We start from the raw sequence: 16,651 nt of genomic DNA, 5'->3' as shown, positions 1-16,651 counted from the left end.
ATCACATGAGATCTGCCCAGCGATTTAGGGTGATGCGGGAATATCGGGCGTGGCGCACTCAACATCCCCATTCTGGGCGCGATGACGCAACAGGTGATCCATCAATACCAACGCCAACATCGCCTCAACAATTGGGGTAGCCCGAATACCGACACAGGGATCATGCCGCCCTTCCGTGATCACCTCGACAGGTTCACCAGCCAGATTCACACTACGACCGAGCAAACGTAAACTGGAAGTGGGTTTGAAGGCGACGCTTGCCAGGATGTCCTGACCACTGGAGATACCACCCAGGATGCCACCGGCATGATTACTGAGAAAGCCTTCCGGGGTCATCTCATCGCGATGCTCGGTGCCTTTCTGGTCTACACAATCAAAACCCGCACCAATCTCTACGCCCTTGGCGGCATTGATGCTCATCATGGCGTGGGCAATATCGGCATCCAGTCGGTCGAATATCGGCTCACCCAAGCCCACCGGGATATTGGTTGCCACTACATTAATCCGCGCACCGACAGAGTTACCCTCTTTGCGCAAGGCATCCATGTATTGTTCCAGCTCTGGAACCTTTTCTGCATCAGGACAAAAAAAGGGATTCTGCTCCACTTGATTCCAATCGAGCTTTTCTATGCAGACAGGGCCTAATTGCGAGAGGTAGGCCCGAATCTCAACATTGTGCTGTGCCTTAAGATATTTTTTGGCAATGGCGCCTGCCGCAACCCGCATCGCCGTCTCACGCGCCGAAGACCGACCACCCCCACGATAGTCGCGGAAACCGTATTTCTTGGTATAGGTGTAATCCGCATGACCGGGACGGAAACGATCCATGATCTTGGAATAATCCTTGGACCGCTGATCGGTATTCTGGATTATCAACGCAATCGGGGTGCCCGTGGTCTTTCCTTCAAAAACACCCGACAGAATCTGCACAAGATCGGCTTCCCGGCGTTGTGTCGTGTGGCGTGACGTACCCGGCTTGCGACGATCCAGATCAGCCTGGAGATCTTCCTCGCAAAGCGGCAATCCTGGAGGACAACCATCCACGATACAACCAATCGCAGGGCCATGACTCTCGCCAAACGAGGTAACCGTGAAGAGTTTTCCGTAGCTATTTCCAGACATAATAGTTTCGCGTATTCAGTATCGGGGCATGCCGGCATGATGACGAGGTCACGACCCGGCTCCTTCTTATTGCAACCAGCTATTGACCTGCATCAGGTCTTCTTTGGTTAACGTACCTGTTGCCTGCTTCAGTTGTAAGCCACTGAGAATAAAGTCATAGCGCACTTTTGAATAATTGCTGCGGGCACGAAACAAATCGCGCTGTGCATTCAAGACATCCACCATGGTACGCGTACCCACCTCAAAACCTGCCTCAGTAGCTTCCAGAGCGCTTTGTGCGGAGATGGTACTGGCCTTCAGCGCTTCAACCGTACTGATACTCGACATGACACCACGATAGGCATCGCGCACCGTACGATTTACCGAACGCCGCTGCTTGTCCAGGTTCTGCTGTGTCGCCTCATAATCGTAACGCGCCTGACGGGTACGTGAATTGACTGCACCGCCTGTATAGAGTGGCACATTCAACTGTAAGCCAACCGTAGTGGTCTGTGCGTCAGAGCCCGTAGCACTGCTGCTCAGATTAAGCGCGTGCGAACCGACGATATCCAGTGTTGGGGAGTCGCCGGAATCCTGCACATCAATATTCATTCGCGCAATCTCCACTCCAAACTGAGTGGCCTGCAGTCCAAGGTTTTGTGTCTGGGCTGTCTCTGCCCACTGCTCCGGATTCTGTGGGTTCGGTGGATTCAGCGGCAGATCAGCCGTCAAGGGTGCCAACTGATTAACTGACTGCAGGATAATCTCCTGCTGAGCCTCCCAGGCATTATCCAGGACATTCTCTGCCTGTATCAGGTCCGCCCTGGATTGGTCAAAGGCCGCTTGCGCCTCATGTACATCGGTGATGGCGATCAAGCCGACCTCAAACCGCTGCTTCGACTGATCAAGCTGCCGCGCAATCGCTGCATTTTCAGCCTTGGCAAACTCCAACATATCCTGGGCCGACAGCACATTGAAATAGGCTTGGGCCACACGAAGAATTAAATCCTGCTCCTCCGCGGCATAAGTGACCTCAGCTTGTGCAATCTGTTTATCGGCCTGATCCAGCTGAATCCCGTACTCTTTTCGATAAACTGACTGGGACAAATTAAGTGACAGACTGGCTGTCCCATAATGATTCAGGCTTGAGCCTGATGCCGAGCTATGCACATCTGAACGGATGAGGTTGGCATTACTTGATAGGTTAACGCTGGGTAGAAAGCGTGATTCAGCCTGTGGCCGAGCTTCCAGCGCTGAATCTCGGGTCGCCAGTGCTGCTCGAAGCTGTGGATCATGCTGCAACGCCAGCTCGTAGACCTGAACAAGATTCTCCCCGTTTACGCTAGAGACCCCCAACAATGGCCCCAAAAGCAAAGGTAACAACAACTTTTTCATATTTAATCCTGCTACAGAATCGGCAATTAAAGAATTATATCACTAAGTAATATTGATCTGGCGGCTTATTCTTCCATAGGAGGTACCAGGAGTTGAGGATCGATCTGGAATTTATGGAAGTTCATACGCCAGTCCAGATGTGGCCCGGTCACCCGCCCAGTAGCCCCAACATGCGCTATCGGATCACCCTGCTTTATTCGATCACCTTTTTTGACCAATATCTTGCTCAGATGAAGAAACGAAGAGGAGAGGTGCTGGCCATGATCCAGGATCAGAGTACCCCCGGAAAAAAACATATCTGGATGGGCTAAAGTCACAATGCCATCGGCAGGTGAGCGCACAAGCGTTCCAGTTGGAGCTGCCACATCAACACCAAAGTGGGGGCGTCGAGGTTTTCCATTGAGTATTCGTTGACTGCCATAAACACCTGATATGCGTCCCTTAACTGGCCATTGCCAACCAGACAGATAATCCGTTCTTGGATCATCTCTATTTCGCGCCTTTTTAACCAAGGCAGACTCCTTACGAATCCGAACCAGATCCATCTTTTCAGGCGTCACTTTTCGTTTCGGCAAATTGTCGATCCGTTGTATGTCATATTCACGCTTGGCAATCTTGAGGATCTTCTTTTCAATCCGGCCATCAGGGTAAGTCATCTGGAGTCTACTCTCAGCGCCATGATCACGATCAAAGCCTATGACAAAGAACCCCTGATCTGATACTTGAATAGTCATTCCATCAAGTTTGACTTGCGCACCTGGTAACGTTTTGCCAACCAGCAGTCCACCCTGCACATAGCGCCCGTCAAGGGTGTAATTAGCAAAAACCGATGTAGATAAAAACAATCCGGTAAAAAAAAGCAGACTGAAAAAGTGGTTAAGAATCCGTTTCATTGTAGGCTATCTTATTTACAACATTTAGATGAAGAACTGTTCAAAGACTAAACTGAACATAAACAGAGGCATCTAGGCAGGATACAGTTTACGGGACAGACCCAACCATCATGCCATTTGGAGTGCCAGTTAATCATGAAATTATGCTAAAAACAAAGGATGTTCGGCATACTTCTGACTATAAAACTCGTCATACGTTCCCAAACAAAGTAGTTAAATGACAGATAATCAAGCTACAGCAGAGCAGATCAGAAACAGGCACTACACTTGGCCTGAGGTAGTTGACATGGTGTTCCAACACCACAGTGAACTGATCAAGGCCAATATTATCGCCATCCTGGGAACCATCATCACGGTACCTATCCCACTATTAATCCCCCTATTGGTAGACGAAGTGCTATTGCACAAGCCAGGACCCAGCGTCCCTTTCATCAACAGCCTGTTTCCCCAATCCTGGCACTCACCCCTGCTTTATATAGGGGCAATACTCCTACTGACTATGCTGATGCGACTCGCATCACTTGTCCTAGGTGTCTGGCAGATGAGGCAGTTCACTATCATCTCCAAGGATGTCACCTTTAGAATAAGGCGCAGCCTGCTACATAGGCTAGAAAGGGTCTCAATGGCAGAGTACGAAACCCTTGGCAGCGGTACTGTCGCTTCCCATCTTGTGACCGATATTGATGCTGTTGACAGCTTTCTTGGCGTAGCTACCAGCAAATTTCTTGTGGCGGTCTTGAGTATCATAGGTACGGCAGCGGTACTGTTGTGGATGCATTGGCAGCTGGCCATATTTATCCTGCTGATTAATCCCATTGTGATCTGGATAACTACAGTATTTGGACACCGGGTAAAGGCGTTGAAACGCAGTGAAAATAGCGCCTATCAGGCATTCCAGGAGAGTCTTGCGGAAACCCTGGACGCGATTCAGCAGATCCGTGCCAGCAATCGTGAAAAACACTATATCAAACGCATTATCGACAAGGCCGATAATATTCGTCAGCACTCCGCAGCCTTTACCTGGAAGAGCGATGCCGCTCAGCGGCTCTCCTTCACCACCATTCTGTTTGGTTTTGATTTCTTTCGCGCCCTCAGCATGGTGATGGTGCTCTTCTCGAACCTGAGTATTGGCGAGATGCTGGCGGTCTACGCCTACCTCTGGTTCATGATGGCACCCTTGCAGGAGATCCTGGCCATCCAGTACTCCTACAATGCGGCCAAGGCCGCACTTGAGCGGATCAATCAACTGATTCAGATTGACCTGGAACCGCGCTATCCGCACCGGGCAGATCCCTTTGCGAACAACATCACAACCGATATCCGCTTACAAAACATCTGCTTTCGCTACGGCGATGGCCCTTTGGTGCTGGACAATCTCTCTCTCACTATCAAGCCAGGGGAGAAGGTCGCCCTGGTTGGTGCCAGTGGTGGCGGTAAAACCACCTTGGTACAGATAATTCTCGGCCTTTACCCACCAGAGTCAGGCTTGATCTTTTTTAATGGCATACCGGTTACAGAAATCGGCATGGATAAGGTCAGAGCACATGTTGCCACAGTATTGCAACAACCCGCTCTGTTTAACGATACCGTTCGCATGAATCTAACCTTGGGAAAGCCCTATAGTGACGAAAAACTCTGGCAGGCGCTTGAGATCGCCCAACTGGATCAGACCATTCACGATCTTGAGCGGGGGCTTGATACACTCATCGGTCGTGATGGGATACGACTCTCTGGTGGACAACGACAGCGCCTGGCGATTGCCCGGATGGTTCTTAGCGATCCCAAACTCGTTATATTGGATGAAGCAACATCCGCCCTGGACACAACGACTGAACAACATCTGCATGAAGCGTTACAGACATTTTTAAGCGGACGTACGACCTTGATTATTGCACATCGACTGAGTGCAGTTAAACAGGCCGATCGTGCCCTGGTGTTTGAAGATGGAAAGATTATTGAGCAGGGCAGCCATGATGAGCTGATCAACAATCAAGGGCTTTATGCATCACTCTACGCAAAGCAGGAACATTAACAGCCGGCATTAAAAAGGGGGCCGAAGCCCCCTTTCAGATCAGATGATCAGTGAATAATCAGCCTTCACCCTCGGTAATGGCTTTCATACTCAGACGAACACGACCCTGCTTGTCAACTTCCAGAACCTTGACCTTGACCACATCACCTTCGGAAAGTTTGTCGCTCACCTTCTCAACCCGCTCTTCGCAGATCTGAGAGATGTGCACCAGACCATCACGACCAGGTAGAATGGTCACAAAGGCACCGAAGTCCATCAGGCGTGCTACCTTGCCTTCATAGATCGCACCGACTTCTACATCTGCAGTGATCAGCTCGATACGCTTCTTGGCATCTTCACCCGCTGCCTTATCGACAGAGAAGATCTTGACTACGCCGTCATCGGTGACGTCAACCGTAGCACCAGTCTCTTCAGTAATAGAACGGATAGTAGTACCACCTTTACCGATCACATCACGAATCTTGTCTGGATCAATCTTAATCGTGATGATGCGCGGCGCATGCTCAGACATCTCTTCGCGATGACTGGCAATGGCCTTGTTCATCTCTTCAAGAATGGTTAAGCGACCGTCTTTAGCCTGGGCCAAAGCGATCTCCATGATCTGCTTGGTGATACCATCGATCTTGATATCCATCTGCAGCGCGTTAACACCGTTCTTAGTACCAGCAACCTTGAAGTCCATATCGCCCAGATGATCTTCATCACCCAGGATATCAGTCAAAACAGCAAACGCATCATCTTCTTTGATCAGACCCATGGCCACACCGGCAACAGGTGCTTTCAGTGGTACGCCAGCGTCCATCAGCGCCAGACTGGTGCCGCATACCGAAGCCATTGAGCTTGACCCATTGGATTCAGTAATCTCTGATACAACCCGAATCGAGTAAGGGAACTCTTCAAGGGTCGGCATACAGGAGAGGACACCACGTTTCGCCAGACGGCCATGACCGATTTCACGACGCTTGGGAGAACCTACACGGCCGGTTTCACCGACACAGAAGGGAGGAAAATTATAGTGCAGCATGAAGGGCTCACGGTAGGAACCTTCAAGGGCATCAATAATCTGCGAGTCACGCTCGGTACCCAGAGTGGTCACAACCAGGGCCTGAGTCTCACCGCGGGTGAAAAGCGCAGAGCCATGGGTACGGGGAAGCACACCGGTACGCACAGTGATGGGGCGAACCGTCTTGGTGTCACGGCCATCGATACGCGGCTCACCAGAAAGAATGCGGCCACGAACCACACGCTTCTTTAGCTTGCCAATAGCGTCCTTAACTTCACCTTCACTCCACTTAGCATCGTCACCGGAGCAGAGTGCATCAACAGCTGCTGCGGTGGCAGCATCCGCTAACGCGTAACGCTCCATCTTGTCTGCAACCGAGTAAGCCTGGGTGATCGCATCACTGGCAGCCGCAGCCACAGCTTCAGTGAGTGCTGTATCTTCAACGGGAACGGTATATTCCATGATCGGCTTGCCAATCTCGGCAGCCAGTTCCTTGATCGCGGTAATGACAGTTTGCATCTGTTCGTGACCGAACAGCACAGCACCCAGCATCACTTCTTCTGAAAGTTCACGAGCTTCTGATTCAACCATCAATACCGCATGTTCGGTACCAGCCACAACCAGATCCAGGTCACTCTCATCATTAAGACCCGTGCTGGAGGCATTCAGGATGTAGTTACCATCTTTATAGCCTACGCGCGCCGCACCGATCGGTCCCTGGAATGGGAGACCTGAGATAGAGAGCGCCGCAGACACACCGATCAATGCGGGAATTTCCGGATCGACCGCAGGATTCAGTGACATAACAGTACAGATGATCTGTACTTCATTGGTGAAACCTTTAGGGAACAGCGGGCGAACAGGACGATCAATCAAACGACAGGTAAGAATCTCTTTTTCTGCCGGACGTCCTTCACGACGGAAAAAACCACCGGGAATTTTTCCTGCTGCGTAAGTTTTTTCCTGATAGTCAACGGTCAGCGGGAAAAAATCCCGGCCTTCCATTGCTGACTTGGCACCCACCACGGTGCACTGCACCACGGTTCCAGCCATATCAATCATAATCGCACCGTCAGCCTGTCGGGCGATCTCCCCTGTCTCCAGGCATACGGTATGTTCGCCGTACTGAAATACTTTCTTAATGGGGGTCACATTCGTGTCCTCAAAGTTGGTTCAGGTTCAGATTAACGACGCAGGCCTAGACGTGAAATCAATGAGCGATAACGTTCTACATCTTTGGACTTCAGATAGTCCAGCAGCTTGCGGCGAGAGTTCACCATGCGCACCAATCCACGACGGGAATGATGATCGTGTTTGTGGGCAGCGAAATGCTCTGTAAGCTGGTTGATGCGCGCGGTCAACAGGGCAACCTGGACCTCAGGGGAACCGGTGTCGTTCGCAGCCTGTGCATACTCTTCAACAATCGCCTTTTTCTGTTCTGCATTAAATGTCATGTTAATTTCCTCACTGTTACATAATAAAATATCCGCGCCCGACAAGTGGGATCAGACGGCGGACAATACCCGCAAAAGCGGGTGGTTTCGATCACCTCGCAGCCTGACAGGGCCGCTCAGGATCAGTAAACGTGGAATTATGATGGGTTTTGTGTCGTCAATCAAATGGTTGCGACTTATTCAGCTATTAAAAGGCTATATCATCCGTTTGGGAGCAACCCGCCCATCATCTAAAATCTCACCCACACCTAAAAACTTATCGGTGTGATCATAAATTCTGACCCGACCTTCAGTCGGTGCCTTCGGTACAATGACCGGCTGCCCTTGACCCAGATAAAACGCTGAATCACTGTTCAAATGGACTTCAGGCCAATCTTTAATGGCCGAATCCACCGGCAACAACAGAGCATCCAATGCCTCTTTTCCTGACGCTGCTAAGGCTTCAAGCCCAGCCAGATCGATCATGTTTTCCCCAGAGAAGGGGCCTACCTGGGTACGCCTCAAACCAATCACATGCGCACCGCAACCCAGCTTTTCACCAATATCTTCAGCCAGAGTCCTTATGTAAGTACCTTTACTGCAATGAACTTCCAGTTCAAACTCAGGTAACTCACAACTCAGGAGCTTGATCGCGTGAATCGTTACCTGACGCGGTTCACGCTCGACCTCCACACCCTCTCGAGCCAGTTTATAAAGCCGCTCACCTTGATGCTTAAGCGCCGAATACATCGGTGGCACTTGCTGAATAGTGCCTATAAATGCTTCGATAACTGATAGCAAAACAGCTTGAGTGACAGATTCGGTAGCACGCTGTTGGAGCAGCTCACCTTCCGAGTCACCGGTAGCCGTGGTCTCACCGAGTTTTATCCGCACCCAGTAGCGTTTGTCCGCATCCAGCAAAAAAGCTGAAACCTTGGTCGCCCCGCCAAAACAGATCGGCAACAAACCCGTCGCCAGCGGATCAAGACTTCCCGTATGACCCGCTTTATTAGCGTAATAAATCTGCTTGACCTTCTGTAGCGCCTTATTGGAACTCTCACCCAGTGGTTTATCAAACAGCAGAATACCTTGGACATTTCGCCCACGTTGACGCCTACGTCCCATCAGTCATTCCGTTCATCATCTGAATCATGATGATCAGACTGAACGGCCTGCTCAATCAGACTGGAGATACGGCTGCCGCGCTCGATCGACTCGTCATACAAAAAATGCAACTCAGGTACAATTCGCATGCGCATTCTCTGTCCCAGTTCATGACGTAATTTGGGCGCCGCCTGCTTGAGCATCTTGGTGACGCCCTGTTGATCCAGTTCGCCACCAAAAAATGTAAAGTAGATCTTGGCATGGGAAAAATCACGAACGACCTGCACCGCCTGTATCGTCACCATCCCAATCTTCCGCACATCAAAACTGGTACGCACCAATTCGGCCAGTTCCCGCTGAATCTGCGAGCCGATTCGATCCGTTCTTTTAAACTCACGAGCCATCAGCGCTTCTGCTCAAGATCAAAGTTGACGTGCAATTTCAGTGCGCTCAAATACTTCGATCTGATCGCCAGGCTGAACGTCATTGTAATTTTTCACGCCGATACCACACTCAGTACCCGATTTAACTTCGGAGACATCATCCTTAACTCGGCGTAGGGACTCAAGTACACCCTCATAGATCACAACATTTTCGCGCAATACACGAATTGGCAAGTTTCGTTTCACTGTACCTTCAACGACCATACAACCTGCAATCGCACCCAGCTTGGATGAACGGAATACATCACGCACTTCAGCCAAACCAACAATCTCTTCTCGAACCTCTGGTGAAAGCAGACCCGACAAGGCCTTCTTCACGTCATCAATCACTTCATAGATAATGCTGTAGTAACGAATGTCCAGACCACGATCTTCGGCAGCACGACGTGCAGCTGAATCCGCACGCACATTGAAGCCGATAACAAAGGCATCTGACGTGGCGGCGAGATTAATATCTGTTTCGTTAATGCCACCTACCGCTGAAGCAACAACTTTTACCTTCACTTCATCTGTAGAGAGTTTAAGCAACGATTCACGTAATGCCTCGACACTACCCTGTACATCAGCCTTGATAATAAGATTGATAATACCGACATCACCTTCAGACATCTTGGCAAAGAATTCATCCAGCTTGGCTGCCTTCTGTGCGGCCAACCGGTTATCTCGATTTGTTTCCTGACGCATGGCGGCCAGTTCACGTGCCTTGCGCTCATCAGCAACAGCAATAACATCATCACCCGCATTGGGCACGCCGGACAGGCCTAGCACTTCAACAGGTATGGAGGGACCCGCCGCTTCAATCGGCTGACGATTCTCATCCAGTAAGGCACGAACGCGACCAAACTCTTGGCCACACACTAGCATGTCGCCTTTTTTGAGGGTGCCCGATTGGACCAAGATCGTAGCGACAGAACCACGTCCTTTATCCAGACTTGACTCAACAACAATGCCTCGCGCAGGACCATCGGCAACAGCAGTCAGCTCAAGGACTTCAGCCTGCAGCAAAATAGCATCGAGTAACGCGTCTACACCAGCACCGGTCTTTGCTGATACCTCGATGAATTGAACATCACCACCCCAATCTTCAGGTATCACTTCATGCTGAGAGAGTTCCTGTTTAACCCGGTCGGGATTGGCATCCTCTTTATCCATCTTATTGACAGCGATGATCATAGGAACACCGGCCGCCTTGGAATGCTGTACTGCCTCAATAGTCTGTGGCTTCACACCATCATCTGCAGCAACAACCAGCACGACAATATCTGTTACCTTGGCGCCACGAGCACGCATGGCGGAGAACGCCGCATGTCCCGGAGTATCCAAAAACGAGATCATTCCGTGATCGGTTTCAACATGGTAGGCACCAATATGCTGGGTAATACCGCCCGCTTCACCAGCGGCCACTCGACTGCTGCGAATATAATCCAGCAGAGAGGTTTTACCGTGATCGACATGACCCATGATGGTCACCACAGGTGCACGATGAATCTGCTCACCCTGTATGACATCAAGTGAGTTCATCACCTGGGTTTCGATACTGGTGTCTTTTTTGGTTACCGCCACATGACCCAATTCTTCCACAACCAGCGTAGCGGTATCGTGATCAAGCGGCTGATTGATGGTTACCATCATACCCATCTTCATCAGCTCTTTGATAACTGCGGCCGCTTTCAATGACATCTGGGAGGCGAGATCCGCGACCGTAATGCTCTCCGGAACTTCAATCTCTTTGACTACTGGCGCAGTGGGTCTAACAAATCCATGCTGTGAATCTGACTGCGTAGGTGCCGCCGCCCGACCACGCGCCGACTTACCTTTTCTACGTCCCCGTTTGTCTGCTGACACATGCAGTTTTGTGCGACTGTCATTGTCATCATTCCCTTCTTTCTTGGATTTACCAGAATGCGCACGACTCTCTTTCTTGTGACCTGCACGTTTTCCGCTGCGTTCATCCGGCGCTGGCGCAACAGCCGCTTTTTCAACAACCGGCACGGTTACATCAACCTCAGGTAATTGCACCTCAGGTGCTACCTCTTCCTGAACAGGAGTCACTGGCTCTTGTTCGGTCTGGAGAGGTTCAGGCACTTCTTCTACCTGACTCTTTGTCTCTTCAGCTTCTCTTTGTCGCGCCTCTTCTTCCAGGCGCTTTGCTTCTTCCTTAGCCTTCAATATTTCGGAAAGTTCCGCTTGCCTCAGGGCATCCTCTGCCGCTCGACGCGCCTGATCATCCGCTTCAATCTGTAGACGCTTATTGGCCTGTTCTTCAAGCGCCTTTTTTGCAGCTTCCGCATCCAGTAAAGTCTTTTCATCTTCCGAAGTCGTACCACGCTTAACATAAGTACGTTTACGTCTGACTTCCACACTGACCGTTTTCCCTACAGCACGCGCCGCTCCTCGGCTACCAGGGCCACGACCACCCGCTGCGGGCTGTTGCAGCTCACTGACAGTCTTACGCTTCAGCGTAATCTTTTTTGGCCCGTTGGTCGTGGTGTTATCGTCTTTCTTACCATGACTCTCACGCAGATGCCCCAAAAGCTTAGCTTTTTCCGACACACTGATTAAGTCATCAGCACTGCTCTTTATAACACCCGCATCTTTCAGCTGGGTAAGCAGGCGCTCTTCTTCAATTCCAACATCTTTGGCGAGCTGCCTTACCGTTACATCACTCATAGGATAGTACCTCCGGCAACCTTAGCTCTGCTGCTCATCTGCAAACCAGGGAGCACGGGCAGTCATAATCAACTGAGCCGCTCTCTCCTCGTCCATACCATCAATTACCATTAATTCATCAACCGACTGCTCAGCCAAATCTTCCATGGTGCATATTTCCCGACTGGCTAACTCATAGGCCAAATCCGAATCCATTCCATCCATCGAGAGAAGGTCTTCAGCAGGTCCGTCGCCCATTGCCTCCTCTTTGGCAATCGCTTGAGTTAACAGAATCTCTTTTGCTCTGTCACGCAGGGCATCAACGATATCCTTATCAAACTCCTCAATCTCCAGCATCTCACTGATCGGAACATACGCGACTTCATCCAAGGTAGAAAAACCTTCCTGAACCAGAATCATCGCAACTTCTTCATCCACATCAAGCTGAGCCATGAAGTTTTCGACATACTCACGAACCTCGGCTTCGCTCTGAGCTTCTGCGTCGGCTTCATTCATCACATTCAATTCCCAACCCGTCAATTCACTGGCGAGACGAACATTCTGGCCGCCACGACCAATCGCTTGTGACAAATTCTCTTCACTTACCGCCACCGTCATACTGCCAGAATCTTCGTCTACAACGATTGACGCAACATCAGCAGGTGACATGGCATTGATAACGAATTGTGCGGGATTATCATTCCACAAAATGATATCAACACGTTCACCGTTCAGCTCATTGGAAATAGCCTGGACACGCGAGCCGCGCATGCCGACGCAGGCACCCACAGGATCAATTCGCGAATCGTTGGTTTTCACTGCAATCTTTGCACGCAAACCTGGATCACGCGCAGCGCCCTTGATGTCAATCAGGCCTTCGCCAACTTCAGGCACTTCCAACTTGAACAGCTCAATAAGCAATTCAGGGCAGCTACGGCTAACAAACAACTGCGGTCCTCGCTGCTCTGAACGAACCTCATAGAGATAGCCGCGTAGGCGGTCACCACTACGAACAGGTTCACGGGGAATCATCTGATCACGCAGAACAATCGCCTCTGCGTTGCCACCCAGATCCAACGTCACGTTGCCACGATCCACCCGCTTTACAATGCCAGTAACTAGATCGCCGATCCGCTCTTGATAGGCTTCAACAACCTTGGCCCGCTCCGCCTCTCTGACTTTCTGAACAATAACCTGCTTTGCGGTCTGAGCGGCAATACGGCCAAATGCAATGGACTCCATCGGCTCTTCAATGAATTCTCCCGATTGGATCTCCGGCACTATTTTCTGAGCCTCATCGAGCATAATCTCCTTTTCTGGATTAAACTCTTCGTCCGGCTCCACTTCAGAGATCACTTCCCAGCGTCTAAAGCTGGTGTAGTCACCCGTCACGCGATCAACCTGAACACGCACACTGATATCACCGCCAGCCTTTTTACGGGTAGCGGAAGCCAGTGCGTATTCGATTGCTTCGAATATGACCTCTTTTTCAATATCTTTTTCGTTGGACACGACATCAACGACAAGTAAAATCTCTTTATTCATCTGTCTCAACCCAATCAGAATTCAGGCACTAATCGCGCTTTATCAATCAAATCCAGTGGCAGGGAGGCCTCTTCGCCATCCATCAACACCAGAACGTTACCTTCTCGCATGCCCATCAGGACGCCTTCGTAGCGCCTCCTGTCATGCAGCTTTGTGCGTAATCGAACAGCCACTCTATGGCCAGTAAAACGCACATAATCCTTTTCAAAAAACAGCGGCCGATCAAGGCCGGGGGACGAAACCTCTAGACTGTAGTTCTCCTGAATAGGATCTTCCACATCCAAGACACCGCTCACCTGATGGCTGACCTTGGCGCAATCTTCCACACCGATACCATTTTCATGATCAATGTAGATACGCAACAGACTCCCGCCTCGTCCTTGACTCAGAAATTCAACACCCACCAACTCATAACCCAGTGGCTCAACCGCCCCCCGGACTATTTCAATCAATTTTTCTGACGCAACAGCCATGCTCGTAGATAAAACCCGGAAACAAAAAAAGGGCCATTGGCCCACTTCTAAATGCACCTAAGACTCAGGTACGTCGCTTAATACCGGCCCGCGATGGCAGCGCCAATAAAAAAACCCCACTGTAGGGGGCTCCTAAACGCAAAGGAAGCAATCCTTATAGTGTCCACAAGCACAACGGACATTTTAAGGAACCGCAACCCTACATAAACGGGAGCATTATATAGCAACTGCCAGCACCATGCAATTTGTACTGACGTTAAAATAAAGCCCACGCCTACGGACGAATTGACCTACGGGTCATCCCGCAGATTTTTTATTCAACTTTAACAAAAATACAACCTAACAGCTTAAACAGGGCAATATGAATAACGCTGAAGGTGGTAATAAAGCAAAACTTAGAAACAGCTCTCATACTCTGTTGAAAGAGGGAATTAAGCTCAAACCCTCGCCCTGCACAACGGCAGAACCTGATAAACCAGCCAAGCGACACCACGAAGTTGGAAGTGTTTTTTCATTTGGCCACCAAAAGGGGACCGCGATTTGGTTGAGCACAAAAAAGGGTCGCACTTTGGCGAACCTTTTCATGTTTGGTAGCGGGGGCAGGATGAGCTCACTCCGTTCGTGCTGCGCGCCTTCGGCGCTTGTCGAACCCGCCTTTTTAGATGTCGTAGGTTCGAATGCGCTTTGATTGGGCACAAAAAAAGGTCGCACTTTAGCGACCCTTTTTTCATGTTTGGTAGCGGGGGCAGGATTAGCTCGCTCCGCTCGTGCTGCGCGCCTTCGGCGCTTGTCGAACCAAGCTTTTTTAATGTCGTAGGCTCGAATGTGTTTTTTTAGGTACAAAAAAGGGCCGCACACTGGCGACCCTTTTGTGTTTGGTAGCGGGGGCAGGATTCGAACCTACGACCTTCGGGTTATGAGCCCGACGAGCTGCCAGACTGCTCCACCCCGCATCTGGAGCGCAGATAATACGCAGATGAATAATGTTTTACAACCTTTCTTTTAAAAAATATTTCCAAACTTTAAATACACGTGCAACTATTTAGAATTTTGGCCTCCATTCCTACCCATTAAATAAAAAGCCCTGCGTGAAAGCAGGGCTTTTTATTTGGAGATGATGATGTGAAATATACTAACTAAGCGCGGCTGAACAGAGCGACAGTAATCCCGCAGGGAACATGCCTAACGCCAGCATAGACAAACCATTCACTGACAGGGCAATGCGCGTATCGATACCAGCCTCAAGCGGACTAGCGTCTACTGGCTTATCAAAATACATCAGCTTTACGATCCGCAAATAATAGAAGGCACCGATAATGGAGAAGAACACACCCACCAAGGCAAGCCAAGTCATATCGATACTGACAACTGATTCAAGTATGAACATCTTGGCGAAGAAACCCACTGTAGGCGGTACACCTGCCATGGAAAACATCACCAGCAACATCATGGCTGCAAACCAAGGACTGCGTTCATTCAGACCCTTGAAATCCTCTAGATTTTCAGCCTCAAAGCCGCGACGACTCAGCAGAATCACAATACCAAAAGCACCAAGTGCCATGACTGCATAGACAATGCTGTAGAACATCGCAGCCGTGTACCCTTTGGTAGTACCCGCAAGAATACCAACCAGGATAAAACCGACATGTGAGATGGTTGAATAGGCCAACATACGTTTGATGTTGCCCTGGGCGATAGCAAACACGTTGCCCAAACCCATTGATAATATTGCCAGTATTACCAGCATGTACTGCCAGTCGGCATGCAGCCCACCTAGCCCATCAACCAGCATGCGCATAGCCAACGCAAATGCTGCAATTTTAGGGGTACTGCCCAGGAACGTAACAACCGCGGTTGGTGCACCCTGGTAAACATCAGGCACCCACATATGGAAAGGAACCGCGCCAAACTTAAACGCCAAACCAATAACCACAAATACAAGACCAAAGACAAGCACCATCTTGTTCACATCGGGATTGGCCAGTCCTTCACCGATAGCCTGAAAACCAATAGATCCTGTGGCCCCATAAATCATAGAGATACCGTACAGCAGCATACCCGAGGCAAGCGCACCCAGAACAAAATACTTCATAGCGGCTTCAGAACTATTAGCCGAATCACGATCAAACGCAACCAGCGCATAGAGAGAGAGGGCAAGCAGCTCCAAGCCCAGGTAAACCGTAAGGAAGGTATTGGCTGAGACCATCACCATCATACCAAGCACGGCAAACAAGCCCAGTACGTAATACTCCCCCTTAAACAAATCCCGATCCTTCAGGTAGTCCTTCGAGTAGAGGAAAGCGCCAGCACTAATAATGTAGATAGCAATCTTCAGCAGATCACTCATACCATCCCGTATCACGCTCCCATCAAACACAATGCGAGTCTCTGCAGGGGCCGTCATAAGTGTTACCACTATGGCCAGCAGGAGACTTATCTGTGTCATGCCGTAACTGATTACCCGCTGCTCCTCTTTCAGGAACAGATCTACCACCAGAATCACGCAGGCCGCCGTTAGGATAAAGATCTCCGGTAAAACCGGTATCAGCATGGATGTATCAAATTGCATCGAATCTCACC

At 50.1% G+C, this 16,651-nt stretch carries 12 protein-coding genes and 1 tRNA gene; 1 reads left to right on the top strand and 12 read right to left on the bottom strand.

Annotated features, from left to right (window positions below; translation table 11 throughout):
• Nucleotides 1–24 precede the first annotated feature (24 nt).
• From aroC to FHP88_RS14660, 3 genes are all read right to left on the bottom strand, one after another.
• Complete coding sequence (aroC, locus tag FHP88_RS14670; protein WP_144359839.1) at nucleotides 25–1,122, bottom strand: chorismate synthase; 1,098 nt, start codon at nucleotides 1,120–1,122, stop codon at nucleotides 25–27.
• Between the two features lie 66 nt (nucleotides 1,123–1,188).
• A complete protein-coding gene (locus FHP88_RS14665; protein WP_144359838.1) occupies nucleotides 1,189–2,496 on the bottom strand; it encodes a TolC family outer membrane protein in 1,308 nt (435 codons plus the stop codon).
• Between the two features lie 65 nt (nucleotides 2,497–2,561).
• Complete coding sequence (locus FHP88_RS14660; protein WP_144359837.1) at nucleotides 2,562–3,389, bottom strand: M23 family metallopeptidase; 828 nt, start codon at nucleotides 3,387–3,389, stop codon at nucleotides 2,562–2,564.
• Between the two features lie 217 nt (nucleotides 3,390–3,606).
• On the opposite strand from FHP88_RS14660, the gene FHP88_RS14655 reads away from it, so the two are divergent.
• A complete protein-coding gene (locus FHP88_RS14655) occupies nucleotides 3,607–5,421 on the top strand; it encodes an ABC transporter ATP-binding protein (protein ID WP_335341592.1) in 1,815 nt (604 codons plus the stop codon).
• A gap of 58 nt (nucleotides 5,422–5,479) precedes the next feature.
• Here FHP88_RS14655 and pnp read toward each other — a convergent pair whose 3' ends face one another.
• The 9 genes from pnp to nuoN all read right to left on the bottom strand — a co-directional run bounded on the left by pnp (nucleotide 5,480) and on the right by nuoN (nucleotide 16,640).
• Nucleotides 5,480–7,576, bottom strand: a complete 2,097-nt coding sequence (gene pnp / locus FHP88_RS14650; RefSeq protein ID WP_144359836.1) for a polyribonucleotide nucleotidyltransferase — start codon at nucleotides 7,574–7,576, stop codon at nucleotides 5,480–5,482.
• A 32-nt stretch (nucleotides 7,577–7,608) separates the two neighbouring features.
• Nucleotides 7,609–7,878, bottom strand: a complete 270-nt coding sequence (gene rpsO / locus FHP88_RS14645; protein ID WP_144359835.1) for a 30S ribosomal protein S15 — start codon at nucleotides 7,876–7,878, stop codon at nucleotides 7,609–7,611.
• A gap of 195 nt (nucleotides 7,879–8,073) precedes the next feature.
• Nucleotides 8,074–8,982 (bottom strand): tRNA pseudouridine(55) synthase TruB, encoded by a 909-nt coding sequence (truB, locus tag FHP88_RS14640; RefSeq protein ID WP_144359834.1) that lies wholly within the window; start codon nucleotides 8,980–8,982, stop codon nucleotides 8,074–8,076.
• On the bottom strand, nucleotides 8,982–9,365 hold the full coding sequence (rbfA, locus tag FHP88_RS14635; RefSeq protein WP_144359833.1) for a 30S ribosome-binding factor RbfA: 384 nt from the start codon (nucleotides 9,363–9,365) through the stop codon (nucleotides 8,982–8,984). The genes truB and rbfA overlap by 1 nt, the downstream gene beginning before the upstream one ends.
• 18 nt (nucleotides 9,366–9,383) lie before the next feature.
• Nucleotides 9,384–12,074, bottom strand: a complete 2,691-nt coding sequence (gene infB / locus FHP88_RS14630; RefSeq protein WP_144359832.1) for a translation initiation factor IF-2 — start codon at nucleotides 12,072–12,074, stop codon at nucleotides 9,384–9,386.
• Nucleotides 12,075–12,095: 21 nt separating this feature from the next.
• A complete protein-coding gene (gene nusA, locus FHP88_RS14625) occupies nucleotides 12,096–13,598 on the bottom strand; it encodes a transcription termination factor NusA (RefSeq protein ID WP_144359831.1) in 1,503 nt (500 codons plus the stop codon).
• Between the two features lie 14 nt (nucleotides 13,599–13,612).
• Entirely contained in the window at nucleotides 13,613–14,071 is a 459-nt protein-coding gene (rimP, locus tag FHP88_RS14620; protein ID WP_144359830.1) for a ribosome maturation factor RimP, read from the bottom strand.
• Nucleotides 14,072–14,947: 876 nt separating this feature from the next.
• Nucleotides 14,948–15,024 (bottom strand) — tRNA-Met (locus FHP88_RS14615).
• Between the two features lie 179 nt (nucleotides 15,025–15,203).
• Nucleotides 15,204–16,640 (bottom strand): NADH-quinone oxidoreductase subunit NuoN, encoded by a 1,437-nt coding sequence (gene nuoN / locus FHP88_RS14610; RefSeq protein ID WP_144359829.1) that lies wholly within the window; start codon nucleotides 16,638–16,640, stop codon nucleotides 15,204–15,206.
• Between the last annotated feature and the right edge of the window lie 11 nt (nucleotides 16,641–16,651).

Source organism: Sedimenticola selenatireducens, from assembly GCF_007625115.1.
In the GTDB taxonomy this organism is placed as follows: Bacteria; Pseudomonadota; Gammaproteobacteria; order Chromatiales; family Chromatiaceae; genus Sedimenticola; species Sedimenticola selenatireducens_A.
Note: the sequence above shows the minus strand (reverse complement) of the source record. Positions and strands in the feature narration are given on the sequence as shown.

Excerpts from the sequence above, each read along its gene's own strand:
- aroC (WP_144359839.1), bottom strand. The coding sequence starts at position 1,122 with ATGTCTGGAAATAGCTACGGAAAACTCTTCACGGTTACCTCGTTTGGC.
- FHP88_RS14665 (WP_144359838.1), bottom strand. The coding sequence starts at position 2,496 with ATGAAAAAGTTGTTGTTACCTTTGCTTTTGGGGCCATTGTTGGGGGTC.
- FHP88_RS14660 (WP_144359837.1), bottom strand. The coding sequence starts at position 3,389 with ATGAAACGGATTCTTAACCACTTTTTCAGTCTGCTTTTTTTTACCGGA.
- FHP88_RS14655 (WP_335341592.1), top strand. The coding sequence starts at position 3,607 with ATGACAGATAATCAAGCTACAGCAGAGCAGATCAGAAACAGGCACTAC.
- rpsO (WP_144359835.1), bottom strand. The coding sequence starts at position 7,878 with ATGACATTTAATGCAGAACAGAAAAAGGCGATTGTTGAAGAGTATGCA.
- truB (WP_144359834.1), bottom strand. The coding sequence starts at position 8,982 with ATGGGACGTAGGCGTCAACGTGGGCGAAATGTCCAAGGTATTCTGCTG.
- rbfA (WP_144359833.1), bottom strand. The coding sequence starts at position 9,365 with ATGGCTCGTGAGTTTAAAAGAACGGATCGAATCGGCTCGCAGATTCAG.
- infB (WP_144359832.1), bottom strand. The coding sequence starts at position 12,074 with ATGAGTGATGTAACGGTAAGGCAGCTCGCCAAAGATGTTGGAATTGAA.
- nusA (WP_144359831.1), bottom strand. The coding sequence starts at position 13,598 with ATGAATAAAGAGATTTTACTTGTCGTTGATGTCGTGTCCAACGAAAAA.
- rimP (WP_144359830.1), bottom strand. The coding sequence starts at position 14,071 with ATGGCTGTTGCGTCAGAAAAATTGATTGAAATAGTCCGGGGGGCGGTT.
- nuoN (WP_144359829.1), bottom strand. The coding sequence starts at position 16,640 with ATGCAATTTGATACATCCATGCTGATACCGGTTTTACCGGAGATCTTT.